This window comes from Campylobacter sp. VBCF_06 NA8 (genome assembly GCF_027737825.1).
GTDB lineage: Bacteria > Campylobacterota > Campylobacteria > Campylobacterales > Campylobacteraceae > Campylobacter_B.
The window spans coordinates 294090-313727 of the sequence record NZ_JAOVUB010000003.1 but is presented as its reverse complement, the minus strand read 5'-3'; the positions used below and the strand labels follow the sequence as shown (position 1 = coordinate 313727).

Here is a 19638-nt window from a genome sequence, read left to right as displayed (position 1 = left end):
AAAATGGGAAAAGGTAAGTCTAGCACTGTTGTAGGTCATAGCTATTTTATGGGTTGTGCTTATGGATTGTGCGAAAAAGTAGGTAAGTTATTAGCCTTTAAATTTAACGGCGATATTGTCGCAAGACCAAATTTAAGCACAAGCGGTAGTTTTGACGCACAAACAGGCAAATCCGCGCCAAGTCATGGCAGTGGGAACAAATCTAGCTCGGTAAAATTTTACAATGGCTTACAAACTACGCCAGATGAGTATCTCACGCGCCAAACAGGCTATGAGCTAGCATACAAAAAACTAGCCTATTTTGTGGTAAATGGCTTTATCGGCGATAATGTAAGCTCACTGCCTGAGTATTCGTGCGTGGTAGAAAACACAGCCCTTGGCGTAGGCTCTAATGAGAATATAAACGGCGATATAAATCCAGCGTGGGCGCTATACTATATCCTAACTAAGCTAATTGGCATAAGCGCAGATGAGCTTGATTATAATAGTTTTAGCTCGTGTGCGAGCGCGCTTTATAATGACGGATTTGGCATGAGCTTTACGATGAGTAGCGCGAACGAAGCCAAAGAGTGGATAGAAGAGATTTTACGCACAATCGACGCCGTGCTTTGCGTAAATCCTAGCACAGGCAAAATGAAGCTAAAACTACTGCGCTATGACTTCAAAGAGAGTGATTTACGGCTGGTAAATGAGAGTAAATGCAAGGATTTGGTCTTTAAGCGCAAGGCGTGGGACGATACTTTTAGCCGTGTGAGCGTGAAATACACTAGGCGTGGCAATTATGAGTTTAAAGAAGATATCGTAACAGCCATAAACAACGCCGTAAAAGAGACGCTAGGATATGAAAAAAGCGAGAGCGTGGAGTATATGGCTATCACAAACGCCACAAACGCAGGCAAAGTGCTAAATCGCCTAATGCGAAAGCTAACCTATCCGTATGCGAGCCTAACCTTTAAGCTAAGCTCTGAGGAGTTTAAAAATTTAGAAGTGGGCGATGTAATGCTTTTTTCGCATAAAAATTTGGGCGTAAAGGATTTAAAAATCAGAGTGCTAAATTTGGGCGCGGATAAAGAAGATGACCAAAGCGTAGAGGTAGAGGCTGTCGAGGATGTATTTTCGCTACAAAATTTGCATATTACCAGCGAACAGCCAAGTCTATATGAGCCGATAGATTTAAATGTGGGCGAAATACAGCACTACGGCGCGATTGAAGCTACAATCGAAATGGGCGAAGAACAAGGAATTTTGCCTATGGTAACTAAGCCTAGTGGCTTCGTGCAAGGGGTTAGCTGTAAAGACGGCGCACAAGGGCGAAGCCTAAACTGCCAGTTTTTCGAGCTTGGCGAACTTGACGCGCCACTTAGTGCGGGGGCTGAATTTAGCGATGAGGCGTATTTTGATATCAAAGAAATCACGCCACTTTGGGCGGTTAGTGCTACGCGCGCTGGATTTCAACGCCTCAAAATGACCTGCGCTATCGATAGTGAGCTTATAAATTTCGAGTTTAGAGAGGATTTAGGCGGTGGTAAATGGCGCATAAAAACGCTAATGCGAGGACTTAGCGGCACGGCTATCACCTCGCACCGCAAGGGCGCGAAAGTGTGGTTTGCGCCTGTGGATGCAAATGATTTGGTAATGCTGCCTATCATTTCGCCAAACACGACGCTACACTTTAAGGCGTATAACTATGTAAATGAGAGCGGAACAAAGAGCCTAAATTTCAGCCACTCAGGGCGAGCCAAAAGAGCATACGCGCCAAGCAATGTTTGGGGCGAGAGAAATGGCAGCACTGTGACGCTACACTGGCGAAACTGCGTGCGTCTAAGGGGCGCAAACTATCGAAACGCTGATAATATCGAAGCTGGGGCTGACGAGGGATTACAAGAGGGAGCTACTATCATCACATATAACGGCGTGCGGGTTGAGGTAAGCACAGGCGAGAGCTGGCGCATAGAAAACGCGCCAAATAACACGACTTTTACGCTTTATGCCATAGGTTTAAACGGCGAAGCGTATAAAAGCGATAGTGTGAGCGTAAGGGTGTAAATTTCTAAGAAAAAAGAGAGTGATTTTAGCTAATATCACGCCAAATTTACAATAAGGATGAAAAATGACTGGCGATGAGGTAGCTAAAATTACCACTTCCACGGGCGATTTTATAGGTAGTGCGAACAACTGGGGTGCGACAAGCTTAATGGTGTATGTAACACTATTTTTGGTATTAGTTGTAATGATAATGTTTTTTGTGATTAACAAAAACGCAAATAGCTGGACTAGGATTTTAATGGATTTGCAAAAGGATACGAACAATATAATTCAGCAAAACACAAATGTAATCGGCAAGGTTTTAGATACGCTAAAAGAACACAATACGCTATTACACGAAGCTATCAAGGGGATTAGAGATAGCGAAATCAAGCTTCATAGCAATAGCGAAAAACTAACAGCTAATGGCGAAAAAATCAACGAAATTTTACAACACACAAAAGAAATCAAAGAGAATTTAAAGGGTAGATAATGGCAAATTTTGATTTAAGTTACGAAAAAATGCTTAGGCTTGAATTTTCAAATCCCAGCAACGCTTTGCATTATAACCCGGGCGAGGCAGGATATACATTTATGGGTATTTATGAGGGGGTTTGGAAATCGTGGAGCGGTTGGGACACGATCAGGCAGGTGCTGAAAAAATACAGCCTAAAAAAAGCCTCTGAAATCTGCTACAACAACCCAGCTTTGCGCTCTATGGTTAAGGCTTTTTATAAGGTGAATTTTTGGGATAAAGCGAAGCTAGATAGCGTGATACCTTACGAGCAGGCGCATTTAATCTTTTGCTTTGGTGTAAATGGCGGGCTAAAAAAAGCCGTGATTATGGCGCAAGAAATAGTCGGCACTAACCCAGACGGCATAGTAGGCGCAAAGACGCTAAACACTCTTAATGGTTTTAGCCCTTTGGAGTTTGAAAAGGCGTATAAACAGGCATGGGTGGAGTATTATCATAAGCTAGCCAAAAACAACCCCGCAAGGTATGCTAAATTTTTGCAAGGGTGGCTAAATAGGGTGAAAAATACCTAAAAATGGTTTTATTTTAATTTGTTTTAAGTTAAATGTGCTAGAATTGCATTGTTTTCAATACTATTAAGCAAAAAACCCTTAAACAAGGCAATCCTTAAAAAGTTTGAAAACTTTTCATAATAATTCCTTTATGAAAACCGAAATTTTGCTATTGAGCGCGTTTTGTCTCATACGCAACTCCTTTCTTTCGCAGTGGCGAAATTGTGTGCTCCTATACGCCGTTTAGCCACTGCGAGCCATAAAGTAAATAATCATTTGTTTTTCCTTTTTTATAAAAATTTATAGCGGTAAAAATACCGCTATTTTTATTTTTTACACACTATCTTTTTATACTATCTTTTCTAAAAACAGCTCCACAAAATACGATATATAGGCAAAATTTAAAAACATTTCGCAAACCCTATGGGTCACCAAGACATTTCTATACGCAATTTTAATCAGCTAAAATATCGTTTTTTTCTATCTTTAAGGTAAGTTTATCGGTAAGTTTTAAAATTTTTGGTAAGTTTTGGATTTATAAAAAGGCCAAATTCTGCCAAATTCAGCCTTTAAAAAGAGGTAAATTTAGATATTTAAACTACCGCCGTATTTGATTTTTTTGATTTCTGGTTCTTCGTCGATTTTTTGCATAATCTCTTCTATATTGTTGCTGTTCGCGGCGTCGATTTGCTCGTCTAGGTCTTGGTATGAGTATATCATAGCTACATCGCTTACGCCTTTTAGGGCTTGCATGGCCTTAAATGCGCCCAGCTCTTGATCTAGGCTCTCGGTTTGGATAGTCGCTACGATTTTGCCATCTTGTGCAGCTACGACTTCGCAAAACTCTATCTTTGCCACGAGAGCGCTAAGCTCGTCCAAATTCGTCTTATTATCTGTGTAGATTATCACACTTGAAATGTTCATTTATAGCTCCAAAAATGAATTGTTTTGTCGTATCCTGCGCCAACTAAGTGATCGCCATAAAATGTCATGTTGTTTATGATTTCGCCATCATAAGGGATTTTTTTGATGACGCTTCCGGCTTTGTTTATGATATTTATGCCATCAAGTGTCGTAAATGCGCCAAAATCCTCGCTTAGTGCCACGCTATACACGATAAAGCCAGTTTCGAAAAGCTTAGACTCTCTTGCGTTTTCGTAGTAGCAGGTTTTGTCGTTTGAGCCAGTTATTACCCTCTCGCCTACAAAGGCTACATTGAAGACATTGTCTTTGTGGATACTTTTTTCGCGTAAGAATTTTTTCTCTTTTGTGTCAAAAAAGTAAATCATACCGCCTTCGTTTGAAAGAAGCAATAAATTTTTTTCGCGGTCAAAGCTCACGCCACCAAAAGGCGAATCTGAAATTTTGTGCTCAAATTTCACAGATTTTGAGGCTATGTCGTAGTATAAAATTTCGCTTCCCACGCCTAGTAAAATGATAGTATTGCTATCTAGCAAAAATAGTCTTTTGATACCAGTTATCGGTAAATCAAAGGTGTCAAGCGTGCCATTTTCATACACGGCGAGTTTTTTGTGCATATAATCGCCATTTATCAAAAGGGCAAATTTTTCACCTAGTTTATCGACATCGATGACCTTAGAATCGATATCTCCATCGACATAGCTTTTGACTTGCGGAAGAGCTAAAACAAGAGTAGCGTTCTCATCGCTCCCGCTTATACTAAAAAGCTTTCCGGTGTCCGTGCCAGCATAGATTTTTTCATCCATTTGCTTTAAAATCGCGATGTTGCCATCTACTATGACTTTGTCATTTGCAAAAAGAAAGGTTGCTAAAAAGATAAAAGCAACGAATAATTTTTTCATTTTTTACCTCGTAAATTTTGTGTGAGTTTGGAGGTCCAAACTCACAACAAAATGGTTATTTGATATCAGCACCCTGATTTAAAATGTCAAGCAAATTTGAGCTAGTGTTTGAGTCTGCAAAGCGACTAAAATCTGCTTCAAATTTGTTTTGAACTAGCTCGGTTGCGTTTGTTTGAATAACATGGCAAGAAACGCAGTCATATCTAGCCATAGAAAGTGCGCCATCAAGGCTCTTTTGATTCTCATCACGCAAATCAGCTAAGTGGCTTTGTGGGACTGATTTGATCTGCATAGCCTGTGCAGCCTCTGGAAGGTGGCATGTGGTGCACATGTTGTTTTCGGCTGTGATAGGTAGCATATCGTCCAAAGTGTGTGGGATTAGCGGAGGAGCGTTCTCGAAGCTTCTCTCGAATACCATATTTTCGCCTGGTGCGCCACCTTTTACCTCATAGGTAGGCAAGGTTAGGTTTTCGTTAGTGTAATCCTCTCTAAATTTAGGACTTTGCGCAAGCTCTAAATTTGGTATATCTTCCTTTTTCTCGACAACCGGCGCTGGTGCGGCTGGCTCTTGTGGTGCAGCAGCTGGCGCTACCTCTGCCTTAGGCGCTTCTGCTTTTACTTCGTCAGTAGCAGCAGGTGCTGAGGCGGCTTGTGTTTGCGCTACTGGTTGGTTTGTATTTGAGCTCGCTTTGCCTTTTTCATCTTGGCAACCGCTCAAACCCAAACAACAAATTGTAGCTGCAACAAGGCTTAAAAAAGCAAATTTCTTTTTCATTTTTTTACTCCTAGTATGCTAAAATTTAACGCATCATCATCGCAAATTTGGACACATCTACCGCAACTTATGCACTCAGAATCGATTTTAAAACTCTCTTTTGAGACCATTTTTAGCACCTGTACCTCAGGGCAAACGCTCTTGCATTTGTTGCATTTAGTGCATTTGTTTGCATTATGATAAATGCGAATTAAGCTAAATTTACTTGCTATCGCCCAAAATCCCCCTAGTGGGCATATATGGGAACATATTATTCTATTTCCTGCGAAAATTTCAAATATCACAATGATTGCGGCTATACTAAATGCGCTAACGCTAAGGCTAACGACCGCTCTTGTGAAAAATCCGACGAAATTTAGTATCTCAAAGGCTGCTATACTAAACAATCCGCTACAAAGTAGGACTAAAACTAACAAATAGTATCTAGCGTTTTTGCTGACGCTAAATATTTTGGTTTGGATATTTAAAACTTTTCTTATCCAAGCTGCCAAATCTGTTAGGATATTGATAGGACATACCCAACCGCAAAAAGCTCGTGGCGCAATCAAAGCGTAAAACGCAAATATGATTAACGCGCCAACTATGCTAAGCGCACCTAGGCTAAAACTTGCCAAAAATAGTTGAAGCACGGCAAAAGGATCGCTTAAATTTATAACTCCAAAAAGCACTGACGAACTTAAATTTCCTTGCAAAATTTTAAATCCATAGCAGTTTCCAGCTATGAAAAGGCCAAGGATTAGGAATTGAACTAATCTTCTTAAAAGTGTGTATTTCATAGCTCGCCTCCGTTTAAGTAATCAATACCTTTTTTCAAATTTAAGTTGATTTGGCTATCAGCGTCTTTTAGCTTCGCGTCATCGCCCTCGATCCAACCTTTGACATAGTTGTCATTTACCTTGCCTAAAACCGAATTTCGTGGTAGCACCGTAATGGCTGCTTTTTCGGTTATACAGGCTTTTTCGCATTTTCCACACCCTGTGCAGTAATCGCTATCTACAACAGGTAGTAAAAACGCGTGTTTTTCTGTCCTTGTGTTGCGTTTGTATTCGATAAATAGTGCCTTATCCATGACAGGGCAGGCTCTATAACATGCGTCGCATTGAATTCCAAAATATGCAACGCAGTTTTTCTGATCTACTACCGCAACGCCCATTTGTGCTTTGTTGATATTTAATTTGTCATTTTCGCTAACTTTTTGTTTATCTAACGCGCTAGTCGGGCACGCTACTGTGCAAGGTATATCCTGGCACATATAGCATGGAGTTAGTCTTGGCTGGAAAAACGGAGTTCCGTTTGGCACTCCGCTATCGCCAAATTCTGCTAGTTTTAGTGTATCAAATGGACATGCTTCGACGCACAGCCCGCAACGAATACATTTGCTCATAAATTCTTTTTCATCAAGGGCACCTGGCGGTCTTAGACGGATTTTATCCTCTGCTCTGGCAAATTCACAAAATCCACTTCCGCCTGCTACAAGCAGTCCTAATAAACCTAAAACTTCGCGTCTTTCCATAATTATGCCTTATAAATTTTTACTGCGCATTTTTTATAGTCTGTCTCTTTTGAAAGAGGGCAGGTCGCGTCTAGACAAACTTTGTTGATAAATACATTTTCATCAAACCAAGGAACATAAACAAGACCCACAGGCGGAACATTTCTACCTCTGAAATCTACTCTTGCTTTAACTTTTCCTCTTCTTGATTCTACCCATACAATATCATTTTGAGCTATGCCCATTTTATCGCCGTCTGCTTTGTTCATAAAGCATAGAGCTTCTGGAACAGCGCGGTAAAGCTCAGGAACACGCATTGTCATAGAGCCTGAGTGCCAGTGTTCTAGGACGCGTCCTGTGCATAGCCAGAACGGATACTCTTCGCTTGGCATTTCGCATGGATCCATGTAAGGGCGGAAGAAAATTTTACCTTTGTTTTTAAACGAAGTTTTCTCATCGCCTGAGGTTGCGCTTTTCATATCGCCTGTCGGAAGTGCGCCTTGGTTACCATAAAATGCGAAATCGCCGTCTGGATTAGCTTTTTTAGCGTAAGTGTCGTATTTGGTATTAAATCTCCATTGAGTCTCTTTACCATCGACAACTGGCCATCTGAGACCTCTAACTCTGTGATATGTATCAAAATCAGCTAAATCGTGTCCGTGTCCGTCGCCGAAAATTCTATACTCTTCGAATAGATATTTATGCACGAAGAATCCATAGCCTTTAAATACCTCTCCGTCGCTTCCTACGACATTTCTACTATCGCCGAAAACTTCGGTGCAGTCAAAGCCTGCGATGATTGGATCATCTGCTTTGTATTCAAGTGCGCGTTTGTTAGCGAACAATACATCAAATAGAGTATCTTCTGGATCGTAACCCATTTTTTTCGCTTCTTCTAAAACATCTGGCAAGGTTAGCTTATCATCGATTTTTCTCTCGCCCCAGAAATCTTTAATTTTAAAGCGTTTTGAGAATTCTAAAATTTGCCATGTATCGCTCATCGCTTCGCCTACTGGCAATACTTGTTGTCGCCAGTGTTGAGTTCTACGCTCAGCATTACCATAAGCTCCCCATTTCTCATAAATCATAGCAGTTGGTAAAATCAAATCCGCTACTTTTGCAGATACGCCCGGATATGGATCGCTTACTACGATGAAGTTATCCATTTCTCTTGCTGCTTTGATCCAGTGATTTGCATTTGCAGTATTATGCCATGGGTTATTTACATGAACCCAAGCAAATTTAACCGCGCCGTCTTCAATATCTCTCATTAGTTTTACATAAGGGAAGCCTGGGCGCGGGTTGATTGTGCCAGCAGGGATTTGCCATACTTTTTCAGTCATTTCTCTGTGTTTTGGATTTGCTACAACCATATCGGCTGGCAATCTGTGGCAGAAAGTTCCTACCTCGCGTGCAGTTCCGCAAGCGCTTGGTTGTCCTGTTAGTGAGAACGCGCCTTCGCCTGGTTTTGCTTGTTTGCCTAACAAGAAATGCACCATATAGCTTTGCTCATTTACCCAAGTTCCTCTTTGGTGTTGATTCATACCCATTGTCCAAAAGCTTACTACTTTTCTGCCTTTTTCGACATATAAATCAACTAAGCCTTGAAGTTTTTTCTTGAAAGTTTCTAAATCTTCGTTGTCATCGCCTTTGGCAAGTTTGGCAACGAAATCTAGTGTATAAGGCTCTAAGGCTTTTTTGAAATCTTCAAAACCGATTAGCCAGTGAGCGTCGGCTTTGCCATTGCTTTTATTTTCTAGCGTGTCGCCAGCTTTCATACCAAGGTATGATAGTGTTACGCCTTCGTTTTCGCTAAGAACTTTTGATAGCTCTTTTTCTACTGTATCGACCTCTTTTGGATCAAATTTAGGGTGTTTTGGATTTGGTCTCATACCATAACCGATATCAACTGGACCTGTTGCAAACACGCAGTGATCTTTGACAAATTTCTCATCAAACGCTTCTGGGTGGTTATATACAATCTCGTGAGCGATCAAATTCCAAATCGCAAGGTCAGTATGAGGTTTGAAAATAATCTCAATATCAGCTATGCTTGAAGTTCTGCTCGAAAAAGTTGATAAATTTACAACTTTGTATTTATCAGGATTTTTAAGTTTAGCATCATTTACACGAGACCAAAGCACTGGGTGCATTTCGGCCATATTCGCGCCCCAGCAAACAACTGTATCAGTTAGCTCGATATCATCGAAACAACCTGACGGTTCATCTATACCAAATGTTTGCATAAACGCAACAACCGCACTTGCCATACAGTGGCGAGCATTCGGGTCGATATTGTGAGATCTAAAACCTGCTTTGATAAGTTTGACAGCAGCGACACCTTCCATGATAGTGTATTGACCGCTACCAAATACAGCTAAACCGCTTGGACCTTTTTCCTCGTAAGCTTTTCTGAATTGCGCTTCCATGACATCAAAAGCTTTTTTCCAGCTAACTTCGCCGAATTTACCTTTTTTGTCAAATTCGCCTTTTTCGTTCATACGCAAAAGAGGTTTTGTGATACGGTCCTCGCCATACATAATCTTAGCATTAAAATAACCTTTAATGCAGTTAAGACCACGATTTACAGGGCATAGTGGATCGCCTTTTACAGCTACGATTTTTCCGCCCTTTGTGGCAACCATAATACCACAACCGGTTCCGCAAAAACGACAAGCCGCTTTGTCCCAGCGCCAGTCTTTTTCGCCATCCGCTGCACTAGCTAGGCTTGGGGCAGAAATTCCAGCGGCACTACACGCAGCAGCAGCTGCTGAACTTTTGATAAATTCTCGTCTGTCCATAGAATTATCCTTTCTTTCAAAGAAATTTGTGAAACACAAGGCAAATTATAACAAATTATTAATCAAATTTATTGATTTAAATCAATAAAATTTGCAATAAATCCCTAAATTTCTAATATGTATAAAATTATAATTTTTAAATTTAAATAAATTTAGCACGATTTTGCGCTAATAATCGAATTCTTACAAATTTTGTATTGATATAGAATATTAATGTATGTGGATAAAATTAAAATTTGATATTTTTGAAATTTGGGCGGAAATTTGAGCTAGCAAGCTAGCTCAAATTTTATTTATTCGACTTCTGCGTCGATGACATCATCGTCTTTTTTAGCGTTGTTTGAATTTGCGCCTTGGTTTTGGTTGGCGCTAGCTGCTTTGTAAAGATCCTCAGCCGCCTTGCTTAGGGCATTTACCTTAGCGTCAATTTGATCTTTTGTCGCGTTTTCGTTTTTGAGAACTTCTTTTAGATCATTTAGTGCGCTTTCGATATTTGCTCTTAGCTCGCCTGGGACTTTTTCGCCCATTTCAGCAAGTGATTTTTCTGTTTGGTGAGCGATAGCGTCAGCGTGATTTCTAGCATCTACGCTTTCTTTGCGCTTTTTGTCCTCTTCTTTGTGAAGTTCGGCATCTTTTACCATTTTGTCGATTTCTTCGTCGCTTAGACCGCTTGAACCAGTAATGCGAATATCAGTTGCCTTGCCTGTGGCTTTGTCTTTTGCGGTAACTGTTAAAATTCCGTTTGCGTCGATGTTAAACTCAACCTCGATTTGAGGCACACCGCGAGGGGCCGGCATAATGCCTTCTAGGTTGAAATTTCCTAGCGATTTGTTATCTCTGGCAAACTCTCTCTCACCTTGCAAGACATTAATCGTAACGGCTGATTGGTTATCCTCAGCAGTCGAGAAGACTTGCGATTTTTTGGTTGGGATTGTAGTGCCTTTGTCGATGATTTTAGTCATTACGCTGCCAAGTGTTTCGATACCAAGGCTAAGTGGCGTAACATCAAGCAAAAGCACATCTTTTACATCGCCTTTGATAACAGCACCTTGCACGCTTGCGCCGATTGCGACGACTTCGTCTGGATTGACGCTTTTATTTAACTCTTTGCCAAATGCTTTTTTGACCTCTTCTTGCACAAGTGGCACGCGAGTCGAGCCACCGACCATGACGACCTCTTTGACATCGCTCATACCAAGACCTGCTTCGCTAACGACGCGTTTTAGAGTGTCGATTGTCTCATCTACCAAACTATCAATCATGCTTTCAAATTTAGCCCTAGTTATGGTTTTCATAAGGTGTTTTGGGCCTGTGGCATCAGCTGTGATGAAAGGTAAATTTACCGTTGTCTCCATTGCGCTTGAAAGCTCTTTTTTAGCGTTTTCTGCGGCCTCTTTTAGGCGTTGCATAGCCATGACATCGCCTTTAAGGTCGATTCCGTTTTCTGCTTGGAATTCGCTTGCTAAAAAGTCGATTACTTTGTTATCAAAGTCATCGCCACCAAGGAAGGCATTTCCACCAGTTGCTAGCACTTCGACCACGCTATCGCCGGTTTCTAGCACGGTGACATCAAATGTTCCGCCACCCAAATCATAAACCACGATTTTTTCGGCTTCTTTTTTGTCTAATCCGTATGCAAGAGCTGCCGCGGTTGGCTCATTTACGATACGAAGGACATTTAGCCCCGCGATTGTGCCAGCTTCTTTTGTCGCTTTTCTTTGGCTATCGTTGAAATACGCAGGCACAGTGATGACTGCATCGACTACTGGTTCGCCTAGGAAGGCCTCTGCGTCCTCTTTTAGCTTGATTAAAACTTTTGCTGAAATTTCTTGTGGGGTATAGACTTTGCCCGCGATTTCGACCGCGCACGCACCGTTTCGATCTACGATTTTATACGGAAGGCGTTTTTTGGCCTCTTGCGCGTTTTTCTCGTTCATCATCAAACCCATAATTCTTTTAATCGAATAAATCGTTTTTTCAGGGTTTGTTACGGCTTGGCGTTTTGCGCTATCGCCGACTAAAACTTCGCCTTTGTCGGTAAATGCGACAACTGAGGGAGTTGTGTTTTTGCCCTCTTTGTTTGGTATGATTTTGCTCTCGCCTCGTTCAAAAATGCTAACGCAAGAGTTGGTTGTGCCTAAATCAATTCCAATGACTTTTCCCATGTTTTATCCTTTTTATTAAATTTTGTTTTCTTTAAATTTTGTAAATTTGCGAATTTACTTCGCCAAAATAACCATTACAGGGCGCAAAATTCGCTCTTTGTAAAGGTAACCTTTTTGCAAAACTTGGACTATGTCGTTTGTTTTGGCTCCCTCTTTTTCTACGAGTTGGATTGGGTAAAATTTACCGCTTTCGCTCTCGTAGCCCTCATCGGTCGAAATCGGCGTAATGCCGTATTTTTCAAATGTGCTTAAAAACAAATTTATACATTGCTTCACGCCTTCTTCGATTTTATCGGCTAGTTCGTTGCCCTCAATATCGATTTTCGCGGCCTCTTCAAGTGCGTCGATTATCGGCAAGAGATCTTTTGCGAATTTTTCCGCCGCATACTCCACGGCTGTGGTTTTTTCGCGCTCCAAACGCTTTTTGATATTGTCGAAATCAGCACTAGCGCGGTAAAATTTATCAGTAATCTCGCTAAGTTCGTTTTGTAGCTTAGTGATTTCATCATCTTGCGCGCTTTCGCACTCACACTCGCTTTGTATCTCTTCGCTAAATTCATCGCCGTCGTCCGCTAGCGGGCTTTGGCAGCCGCAACCAGCGCCGCAGTTTTTGTGCTCTTTTTCCTCAAATTCACCTGCTGAATTTTGCGTTTTTTCGTCAAATTCTTGGCTCATGCTACTCCTTTACTAAATTTAAAAAATTTTTCATAATCCTCATAAACACTTCCAGCGCAAATCATCGTAGCGTTCTTGTTTTCGAATTTTACTGGGCATTTTATCCCCATAAAACCAGGCTCGAAATAGGGCGCAAAGATTAAATTTTTGTCAAAATTCACGGCGATTGAGGGGTTTAGCAAAATTTTAAATCTCTCATCTTTGAAAATTTTATACGCCATGACTTCGTTTGCGATAAACTCGATTTTCGAGTTTTTCAGCTCGCGGATTTTGGTGTTTAGCTCCCTAAGACCGATTTGCATAGAGGCGACTTCCAAATCTTTGAGCGAAATTCCGATTAAATTCGACAGAAGCTCGAAAATTCTGTTATCAAATTTCAAAATAATCTCATCTTTGTCGAAAACCAAAATCATAAAACGCTCATCGTGCTTTATAACCTCGGTCAAACACTCGCTTTCTGCGCTAAAAATCATACAATAAATATCAAAATCCTCTAAGATTGCCTCTAACTCATCGCCGTCCCTTAGCGATAAAATCTCGCTAAAATCGAGCTTAGCGCGCCAGTAGTCTTGCATGGTAGCTACTGTGGGGATACGCCCGCCACTGACATGAAGTTGCGTGATTGCGCCCTCGTCGCTGAGTTTTTTGAAATACACCCTAATCGTCGAGGCTGGTATAGCGACCTCCATGCGCCCGCCTAACTGCGACGAGCCAATCGGAGCGTTGAGGTCCAAATAGGCTTCGATGATAGAATCAAGTATCAAATCACGCTTGTTTGTTTTCATTTATTAGCACTCTTTCGTTTTGATTGCTAATATTATACAACATTGAGTGGCAAAATGTCAAGGTTTTTTAAAAATTTTAGCACTTTACTTCTTTATTTGCTAAATTTTGAAATTTCAAAATTTGGTTTTGAGTGCAAAATTCGGCGGTTTCATAGCTAAATTTCCCCCTTAAAATTCTTGGAAATTTTGTAAAATTTTATGTTTGTTTTATGAGAAATTCTGTATAATTCACACGATATAACGCAAAAATTTACTAATTTTGCTTATAAACAATACAAAATTTAGATAAACTATACAGATTAATGTATAATTAATCCTAAAACTTGTATAATTTTGGCATGTTAGAAACGAGCGATATATTCAATATTTTGCATAATGCCGTCGAGGCAAAAAATATGGGCAAAAAGATTTCTCACGCTGTAATGGCGAAAAAGCTTGGCGTGTCGATGAGGACATACCAGGATTGGCGCCTTGGCACGACCAAACCGCAGGCAGCGACTGCGATTTGTCAAATGCTGTGTGAGCTCGATAGCGACGAGGCGTCTTTTGTGCTACATAAAATAAAAAAATTATTAGGAGACTAATATGTATAAGATTACATTGCAAGAAAAAATGGATTTACAAAGCGTATTTTGCGCAATTTATGCAAAAAAAGAGTCAAAATTTAGCGCATTTTATCGCGCATTTTTTAGACGAATTTTGGCTAGATAATTTTCGTTAAATTTTATTTTTAGATACTGCCGCGGCTGAATTTAAATAGCCAACATTCAGCCAAATTTTAAATTTTACACATTTTATCATTAATTAAATATGCAATTTTTCCCAATTTGTCATTGCGAGCTTTCGTAGAAAGCGAAGCAATCTACGAGTTTAAAATTCCGAAGTGTCGGTTTGCAAAAACACAAACCTTAAATTTTAAATTCATAGACTGCTTTGCTAAGGCTTTGCCTTTCTTTGCAATGATAAATCAAGCAAAGCCAAAATTTCAATAATTCAAATCAAAAAATTTTCAAATTTCCTCGCAAATTCTCCAAATTTTAGCCCATTTTAAGGGGGGGGGGATACAATATAAACTTTATTTTTTTACAAAGGGCGGAAAATGATTGATAGCGTGGTTGCAAGCGAGCTGTTTATAAACGAGGATATTTTGACATTTTGGGCAGGCAGAAACAAAGAAATCTGCGATATGTGCGTGGCAAACGAAAATTTCGATCGTATCAAACGCTACAATATTTCGCTATCGAATCTCAAAGTCGATACTTTTAGAGCTGGCCATGTGCTTTTTGGCGATGTGGGCGATATATTTTTGAAATTCAGCGCGGGGCGCATTAGGTTTTACGGCGACAAGGCTCCGAGGCTGTATCAGGGCGTGTGCCATACCAAAACCAGAATCGGGCGAAAAGATGTGGAGTTTCACTTCGTCTATGCCTCGGCTTACGACGCTAGCGACAATCTCATCGAGGTTTTGCACATCGCAAACGACAAAGAGACTATGTTTTGCCTCGTCGATATCATGCTAAATGGCCAAGATTTCAGCGTCGATGAATACCATGCGCCGACTAAAATCGACCTTGACGCTGACCACACTAGAAGGGTTGCGAGCGTAGATGTGCGAAACCAGCAGTGGAACATAAACACCGCCAAAACCGCCGAAAAAGCAAAAGACGAAAATTTGGATAGCGAGATGATTAAACGCTCTAAATTTGAGGTTGCGGGGCAGATTTCGACCCTGCTAGAAAAGCACAAAGAGACGCTGAAAAATATCACAAATAGAAGTGGCGAGAATTTTTACGATTTGTATGCGAAATTTAGCGTTTATGATGATTTTTTGAAAATCGAGAGCTACAAAAGCGCGCTTGGCGATATCCAAACAATCCTAAATAAAATTTATAAAATCAAATTTGACAGGCTTTTGGACTGAAATTTGGGTCAAATTTGGCTTTTTGTTTGAAATTTGCGTGAAATTTTATGATAAATTTTGCGCAAAATTTTAAGTAAAATTTGGGCTTGAATTTTAAAAATTTTTGTCATTGCGAGCTTTCGTAGAAAGCGAAGCAATCTACGAGTTTAAATTGCAAAAACGCAAATTCCGTGTCATTGCGAGGAGCTGTTTTAACGGTGAGTGAAGTAATTTAGTAAAATTTAGAGAGAATTTTAAAATTATAAAAATTGATTTAAATTTCCCTGGATTGCTTCGGCGATACTCGCCCGCAATGACAGCAAATTTAGCGCAAGGGAATTTCAGGCTCGTAGATTGCTTCGTCGCTTTGCTCCTCGCAATGACAAATCAAAAAATTTTCAAAATTTCACGCTCAAATTCCGCAAATTTCACGCCAAATTTCACTCACCAGAAAAGTCCTCTGCTACCATTGCGGCTAGGCGGAGTTTTTCATTATCGAAATGCGTGTAAATGCGCGAGGTATTCAGGCTCGCATGCCCTAGGGCTTCTTGGACTAGCACCAAATCTTTTTCACGCTTGTAAAGCATGGTCGCAAAGGTGTGACGCAACATGTGCGCGCCGTTTTTTTTCTTGCGAATTCCTACGCTTAAAAGCAGTTTTTCTACGATTCTGCTGATATAAGCCTGAGTGAGCGCCGAGCCTTTTTTGTTGGTAAAGACATAATCATCTTTGTTTGCAAAATTCGTTTCCAACGCGTCCAAATCGCCCTGGATAAGGCGCTTTTTTATCATTACGACGCGGTATTTATTTCCCTTGCCTCGTATCCGCAATACATACAAATCCCCGTCCTCGCTGATATCCTTGCGGCGCAGGTTTATCGCCTCTCCCACACGGATCCCTGTGTAGATAATCACCTTTAAAATCAATCTATTTCTATGGGTAAATTTCTTAAAATCTGCGCTATTTATCGCGCCGATAAATTTCGAAATTTCATCTTCGCTTAAAAATTCAGGCAGTTTCACGCCACGATTTCCACTCACGCCACCCCAGCTTTTAAGCTCTATTCCGTAGTTGTGCGAGGCGCCGTTAGTTTCGTTTTGGCGGTCGATGAAGCCAAAAAAGTTTATCACGGCGATTCGGTAGTTTTTTTTGCTCGCATCGCTAAGCCCTCCCGTGATAGAGGCCAAAACCTCGCTTAAAAGCTCTTCGTCGATATTTTTCATACTTTCTAGCTCGTAGGATAAAAGCGCATTATAGAGCTTAAAAAGCGGGTTGAAATATGTATTAATGCCCGTTAGTCCCGCGTTTCTAGCGTCTTTGGCTAGGGTTGAGAGAGCCCCTATATTTGGGACATTTTTGGCTAGTGCCATTATGGTTTTGCTAAACAGCTCCTCGTTTTTAAGCTCTTTGTTTGAAAGCGAGCTTAGCTTATACCTGACGAATTTGGCCATCCAAAAAAGTAGCGAAGAGGCGAAATTTTCTTTGGCGTCTAGGGGTTGTTTCATTTCTCGTCCTTAAATATCACAAACGGCAACATTAGCGTGTTTTTGATGAGATTATATGGGGTTTTTAAAACATCTGTTGTAACGGCTGTGGAGTAGGTCGGCTTGCTCATAGTGCCACGAATTTCGATGATAGTCGAGATTGTCTTATCCTCGCCCAAGATTATTTGATTTAAAAGCGGGATTTTCGAGATTATCGAGCTTGCGTCTTTGAGATATTTTAGCTCTAAATCAATATTTAGCGCGCCTGATTTTAGATTTACTTCGCCGTTTCCTGCGATATCTGCGCTCGTGCCCTCAAACTGCATTGCGTTTAGATAAATTTTATCCTCGCTGCGGCGGAAGTAAATTTTGCCGTTTTTCACGCTAAATCCGCGGTCATTAAAATCTGGCGTTTTAAAGGCAAGTAGAGAGGGGACGGAGTTTAGGAAGCTAAGGAGTTTTTGATAGACGATATAATCTTTCAAAAATGTATTTTCGACCAAAATCTCCCCTCGATAGTTTCTCGGATCGATTCCGCTGGCTTTGAGCGTGAATTTTCCGCTATCGAAGCTTTGCGAGCCGATGATTTGATTCAGCTCCCTGCCACTGATATTTTGCGCGAAAATTTGAAATAGGCTTTTTTTGAAAATTAGCTTAAAATCGCCTTGCTTGAATTTCGCGTTTAGGTTCATATCCTTGCCAGAAAGCGAGCCTGAATACGACACCAAGTCGATAGTTTTGTTCATATCGGTTAAAATCACAGATGAATTTGTGCCAGAAAAGTTAAATTTAGAGCGCGCAGAATTCGAGCCTGAGTTAAATTCGCTGGTTTGGACGCTAGTATTTATCATGATATCGAGGTCTTTGAGCGTGATATTTGTGCCAGCCTTGCCACTACTAAAACTTAGTTTGCCATTGCCCGTAGCGCCATTTAGCGAGCTTCCTGCGACCTTTAAATTTAGGCTGTCGCTATTGTAATACCTGCCATTTTTTTCTATCAAACCAAAGTCAAATTTCAAATTTTTGCTAGTAATTGTGAAATTTGAAAAATCAGCCGTGCTAATGTGCGCATCACCGCCCGTGATTCCGATAGTTTTGAGGGTTTTGGAAAAATTTATTAGATCTTTTATCTCGGCTACATTTATGTCGATTTTATCGCCAAATCTCATATCCGCACCTAAAAACTGCGAGTGCAAAATCGGCGCAGTCCCGCTAAAATCGAGTGTGAGATTGTCTTTGACATTTGAGAATTTTAAAATTTCATTATCCCCAGCCGTGATATTAAAGCTTTTTATCTCGCCACTAAATTTAGCCTTTCGCGTGGTAAAATCAATAGTCCCGTCAGCCGTGGCGTTGAAAATTTCATTGCTTAGATTTGAGTTTTTGATATCAAGCTTTTTCTCCGTGATATGCACGCTAGCATGCGAGCTTTTAAATTTCGCCTTTGAAATCATAATTTCGCCGTTTTTTAGGCTCACATTTGCATCTACGGCTGCGCTTTCATGCACTGGGTCGATGTCGATTAGCACTCGTGCGTCGATTTGCTCGGCCTTGCTGACATATACTGGCTCATTTATGCCATAAAATGCTAAAATATCAATCAAATCCTTGCCGATATTTTCTTTGGTGCGCAAATCAAGCGCGACAATCGGCTCTCCGCTAAAAATTTGCTTGATTTTTACCCCAGAGCCATCAAGGCTAATGCCATTAAAGGTCGGATTGCCGATAGCGATATCTAGGGTGCCATCTTCTAGCGTGATATCAGCGCAATCAGCGATAACTGGCGAAACGGTGCTAGCGAAGCTCACATTTAAATCCTGCGCACTGGCTCTTGCGAAAATGCGCTTCTCATCGGCGTGGGGATCATCTAAATCAATGGCGATTTTTAGGGTGTCGATGTAGTATTTCTGCGCTACGACCAGCCCATAAATCCACTCTTTGGCGTGAGGATTAAGGCCTGTGAGCGCGCCAAGCTCGTCCATAAAGCGTTTTAGACTCGTGGCGTGGGCGTTTGAAACCTCTAAGCTCAAATTCGAGCCTATATTTAGCGCAGAAATTTTGCCTGAGATTTCATGCGAAGCAAATGTGCCGTTAAAATCATAAATGCTAGATTTGAAATTCGCGCTAGCCTCGCCTTTAAGCGTGGCGTTGAAATCTTTGAGTGAGATTTCATTTACGCTTACTTTTAGTCCGTTGCTAAGCTGGCTAAGGCCTGCGTTTATGCGAAAATAGCGAGTGTCGATAAAAAATATATCATCGTGGTATAAAACCTCGATTTTATCCTCGCCAATGCGCAAATTTTGGATATTAATTTCCTCGAAAAATTTCATCGCAAGGGTAAATTTCTTGCTATATTCGATGAGTTTTTCGTTTTTTTCCCTAAGCTCGGCTGGGGTTTTTGGCGTAGGATTTGCGCTTGTAAGCTCTTTTTTGTTGATTTGCAGATCTTTTACGCGCAAGATTAGATTGTTTTCAAGCTTTAAAAAAAATCCCTCGATTTTGACGAATTTATTCTCAAATTTATCGATTTTTACCCCTGTTTTTATAAAGATAATTCCACTCATAAAAAGTAAAAGCAAAATGGTAAAAAATCCGTAGATTATCTTTCGTATCACACGCTCTCCAAACTTTTGGCTAAATAAATTTGTGCGTATAATATAAAATTTAGGCAAAATTTGGGCTTATTT

At 40.7% G+C, this 19638-nt stretch carries 17 protein-coding genes; 6 read left to right on the top strand and 11 right to left on the bottom strand.

What is annotated here, in order from left to right:
- Positions 1 to 3 precede the first annotated feature (3 nt).
- The 3 genes from OFO10_RS05915 to OFO10_RS05905 all read left to right on the top strand — a co-directional run bounded on the left by OFO10_RS05915 (position 4) and on the right by OFO10_RS05905 (position 3072).
- Entirely contained in the window at positions 4 to 2046 is a 2043-nt protein-coding gene (locus tag OFO10_RS05915; RefSeq protein ID WP_270866457.1) for a phage tail protein, read from the top strand.
- A 64-nt stretch (positions 2047 to 2110) separates the two neighbouring features.
- Positions 2111 to 2518: a hypothetical protein gene (locus OFO10_RS05910; RefSeq protein ID WP_270866456.1), complete on the top strand. Its 408-nt coding sequence runs from the start codon at positions 2111 to 2113 to the stop codon at positions 2516 to 2518.
- Complete coding sequence (locus OFO10_RS05905; RefSeq protein ID WP_270866455.1) at positions 2518 to 3072, top strand: putative peptidoglycan-binding domain-containing protein; 555 nt, start codon at positions 2518 to 2520, stop codon at positions 3070 to 3072. Before OFO10_RS05910 ends, OFO10_RS05905 begins: the two co-directional genes overlap by 1 nt.
- Before the next feature lie 564 nt (positions 3073 to 3636).
- On the opposite strand, the gene OFO10_RS05900 is transcribed toward OFO10_RS05905, so the two are convergent.
- From OFO10_RS05900 to OFO10_RS05860, 9 genes are all read right to left on the bottom strand, one after another.
- Positions 3637 to 3975 carry a chaperone NapD gene (locus tag OFO10_RS05900; RefSeq protein ID WP_270859412.1) on the bottom strand — a complete coding sequence of 113 codons (339 nt, stop codon included), beginning with the start codon at positions 3973 to 3975 and terminating at the stop codon, positions 3637 to 3639.
- On the bottom strand, positions 3972 to 4874 hold the full coding sequence (locus OFO10_RS05895) for a WD40 repeat domain-containing protein (RefSeq protein ID WP_270866454.1): 903 nt from the start codon (positions 4872 to 4874) through the stop codon (positions 3972 to 3974). Before OFO10_RS05895 ends, OFO10_RS05900 begins: the two co-directional genes overlap by 4 nt.
- A gap of 55 nt (positions 4875 to 4929) precedes the next feature.
- The gene (locus OFO10_RS05890) at positions 4930 to 5649 is read right to left on the bottom strand and encodes a nitrate reductase cytochrome c-type subunit (RefSeq protein ID WP_270866453.1); all 720 of its coding nucleotides are present in this window, start codon (positions 5647 to 5649) and stop codon (positions 4930 to 4932) included.
- Positions 5646 to 6425, bottom strand: coding sequence for a quinol dehydrogenase ferredoxin subunit NapH (gene napH, locus OFO10_RS05885; protein ID WP_270866452.1), 780 nt, complete (start codon positions 6423 to 6425; stop codon positions 5646 to 5648). The genes OFO10_RS05890 and napH overlap by 4 nt, the downstream gene beginning before the upstream one ends.
- Positions 6422 to 7162, bottom strand: coding sequence for a ferredoxin-type protein NapG (gene napG / locus OFO10_RS05880; protein ID WP_270866451.1), 741 nt, complete (start codon positions 7160 to 7162; stop codon positions 6422 to 6424). The genes napH and napG overlap by 4 nt, the downstream gene beginning before the upstream one ends.
- A gap of 2 nt (positions 7163 to 7164) precedes the next feature.
- Positions 7165 to 9942: a nitrate reductase catalytic subunit NapA gene (gene napA / locus OFO10_RS05875; RefSeq protein WP_270866450.1), complete on the bottom strand. Its 2778-nt coding sequence runs from the start codon at positions 9940 to 9942 to the stop codon at positions 7165 to 7167.
- Between the two features lie 293 nt (positions 9943 to 10235).
- The gene (dnaK, locus tag OFO10_RS05870; protein ID WP_270866449.1) at positions 10236 to 12107 is read right to left on the bottom strand and encodes a molecular chaperone DnaK; all 1872 of its coding nucleotides are present in this window, start codon (positions 12105 to 12107) and stop codon (positions 10236 to 10238) included.
- Between the two features lie 54 nt (positions 12108 to 12161).
- A complete protein-coding gene (locus OFO10_RS05865; RefSeq protein WP_270866448.1) occupies positions 12162 to 12782 on the bottom strand; it encodes a nucleotide exchange factor GrpE in 621 nt (206 codons plus the stop codon).
- Positions 12779 to 13567, bottom strand: coding sequence for an HrcA family transcriptional regulator (locus tag OFO10_RS05860; RefSeq protein WP_270866447.1), 789 nt, complete (start codon positions 13565 to 13567; stop codon positions 12779 to 12781). Before OFO10_RS05860 ends, OFO10_RS05865 begins: the two co-directional genes overlap by 4 nt.
- A gap of 338 nt (positions 13568 to 13905) precedes the next feature.
- Between OFO10_RS05860 and OFO10_RS05855 the strand changes: the two genes are divergently transcribed.
- The 3 genes from OFO10_RS05855 (at position 13906) to OFO10_RS05845 (ending at position 15488) form a co-directional block, all read left to right on the top strand.
- Entirely contained in the window at positions 13906 to 14151 is a 246-nt protein-coding gene (locus tag OFO10_RS05855; RefSeq protein WP_270859471.1) for an XRE family transcriptional regulator, read from the top strand.
- 1 nt (position 14152) lies between these two features.
- On the top strand, positions 14153 to 14278 hold the full coding sequence (locus OFO10_RS05850) for a hypothetical protein (RefSeq protein ID WP_270859421.1): 126 nt from the start codon (positions 14153 to 14155) through the stop codon (positions 14276 to 14278).
- A gap of 388 nt (positions 14279 to 14666) precedes the next feature.
- Positions 14667 to 15488, top strand: coding sequence for a hypothetical protein (locus OFO10_RS05845; protein ID WP_270861811.1), 822 nt, complete (start codon positions 14667 to 14669; stop codon positions 15486 to 15488).
- Between the two features lie 419 nt (positions 15489 to 15907).
- On the opposite strand, the gene OFO10_RS05840 is transcribed toward OFO10_RS05845, so the two are convergent.
- Positions 15908 to 16972 carry a tyrosine-type recombinase/integrase gene (locus tag OFO10_RS05840; RefSeq protein ID WP_270866446.1) on the bottom strand — a complete coding sequence of 355 codons (1065 nt, stop codon included), beginning with the start codon at positions 16970 to 16972 and terminating at the stop codon, positions 15908 to 15910.
- Positions 16969 to 19566 carry a YhdP family protein gene (locus OFO10_RS05835; RefSeq protein ID WP_270866445.1) on the bottom strand — a complete coding sequence of 866 codons (2598 nt, stop codon included), beginning with the start codon at positions 19564 to 19566 and terminating at the stop codon, positions 16969 to 16971. The genes OFO10_RS05840 and OFO10_RS05835 overlap by 4 nt, the downstream gene beginning before the upstream one ends.
- Positions 19567 to 19638 lie beyond the last annotated feature (72 nt).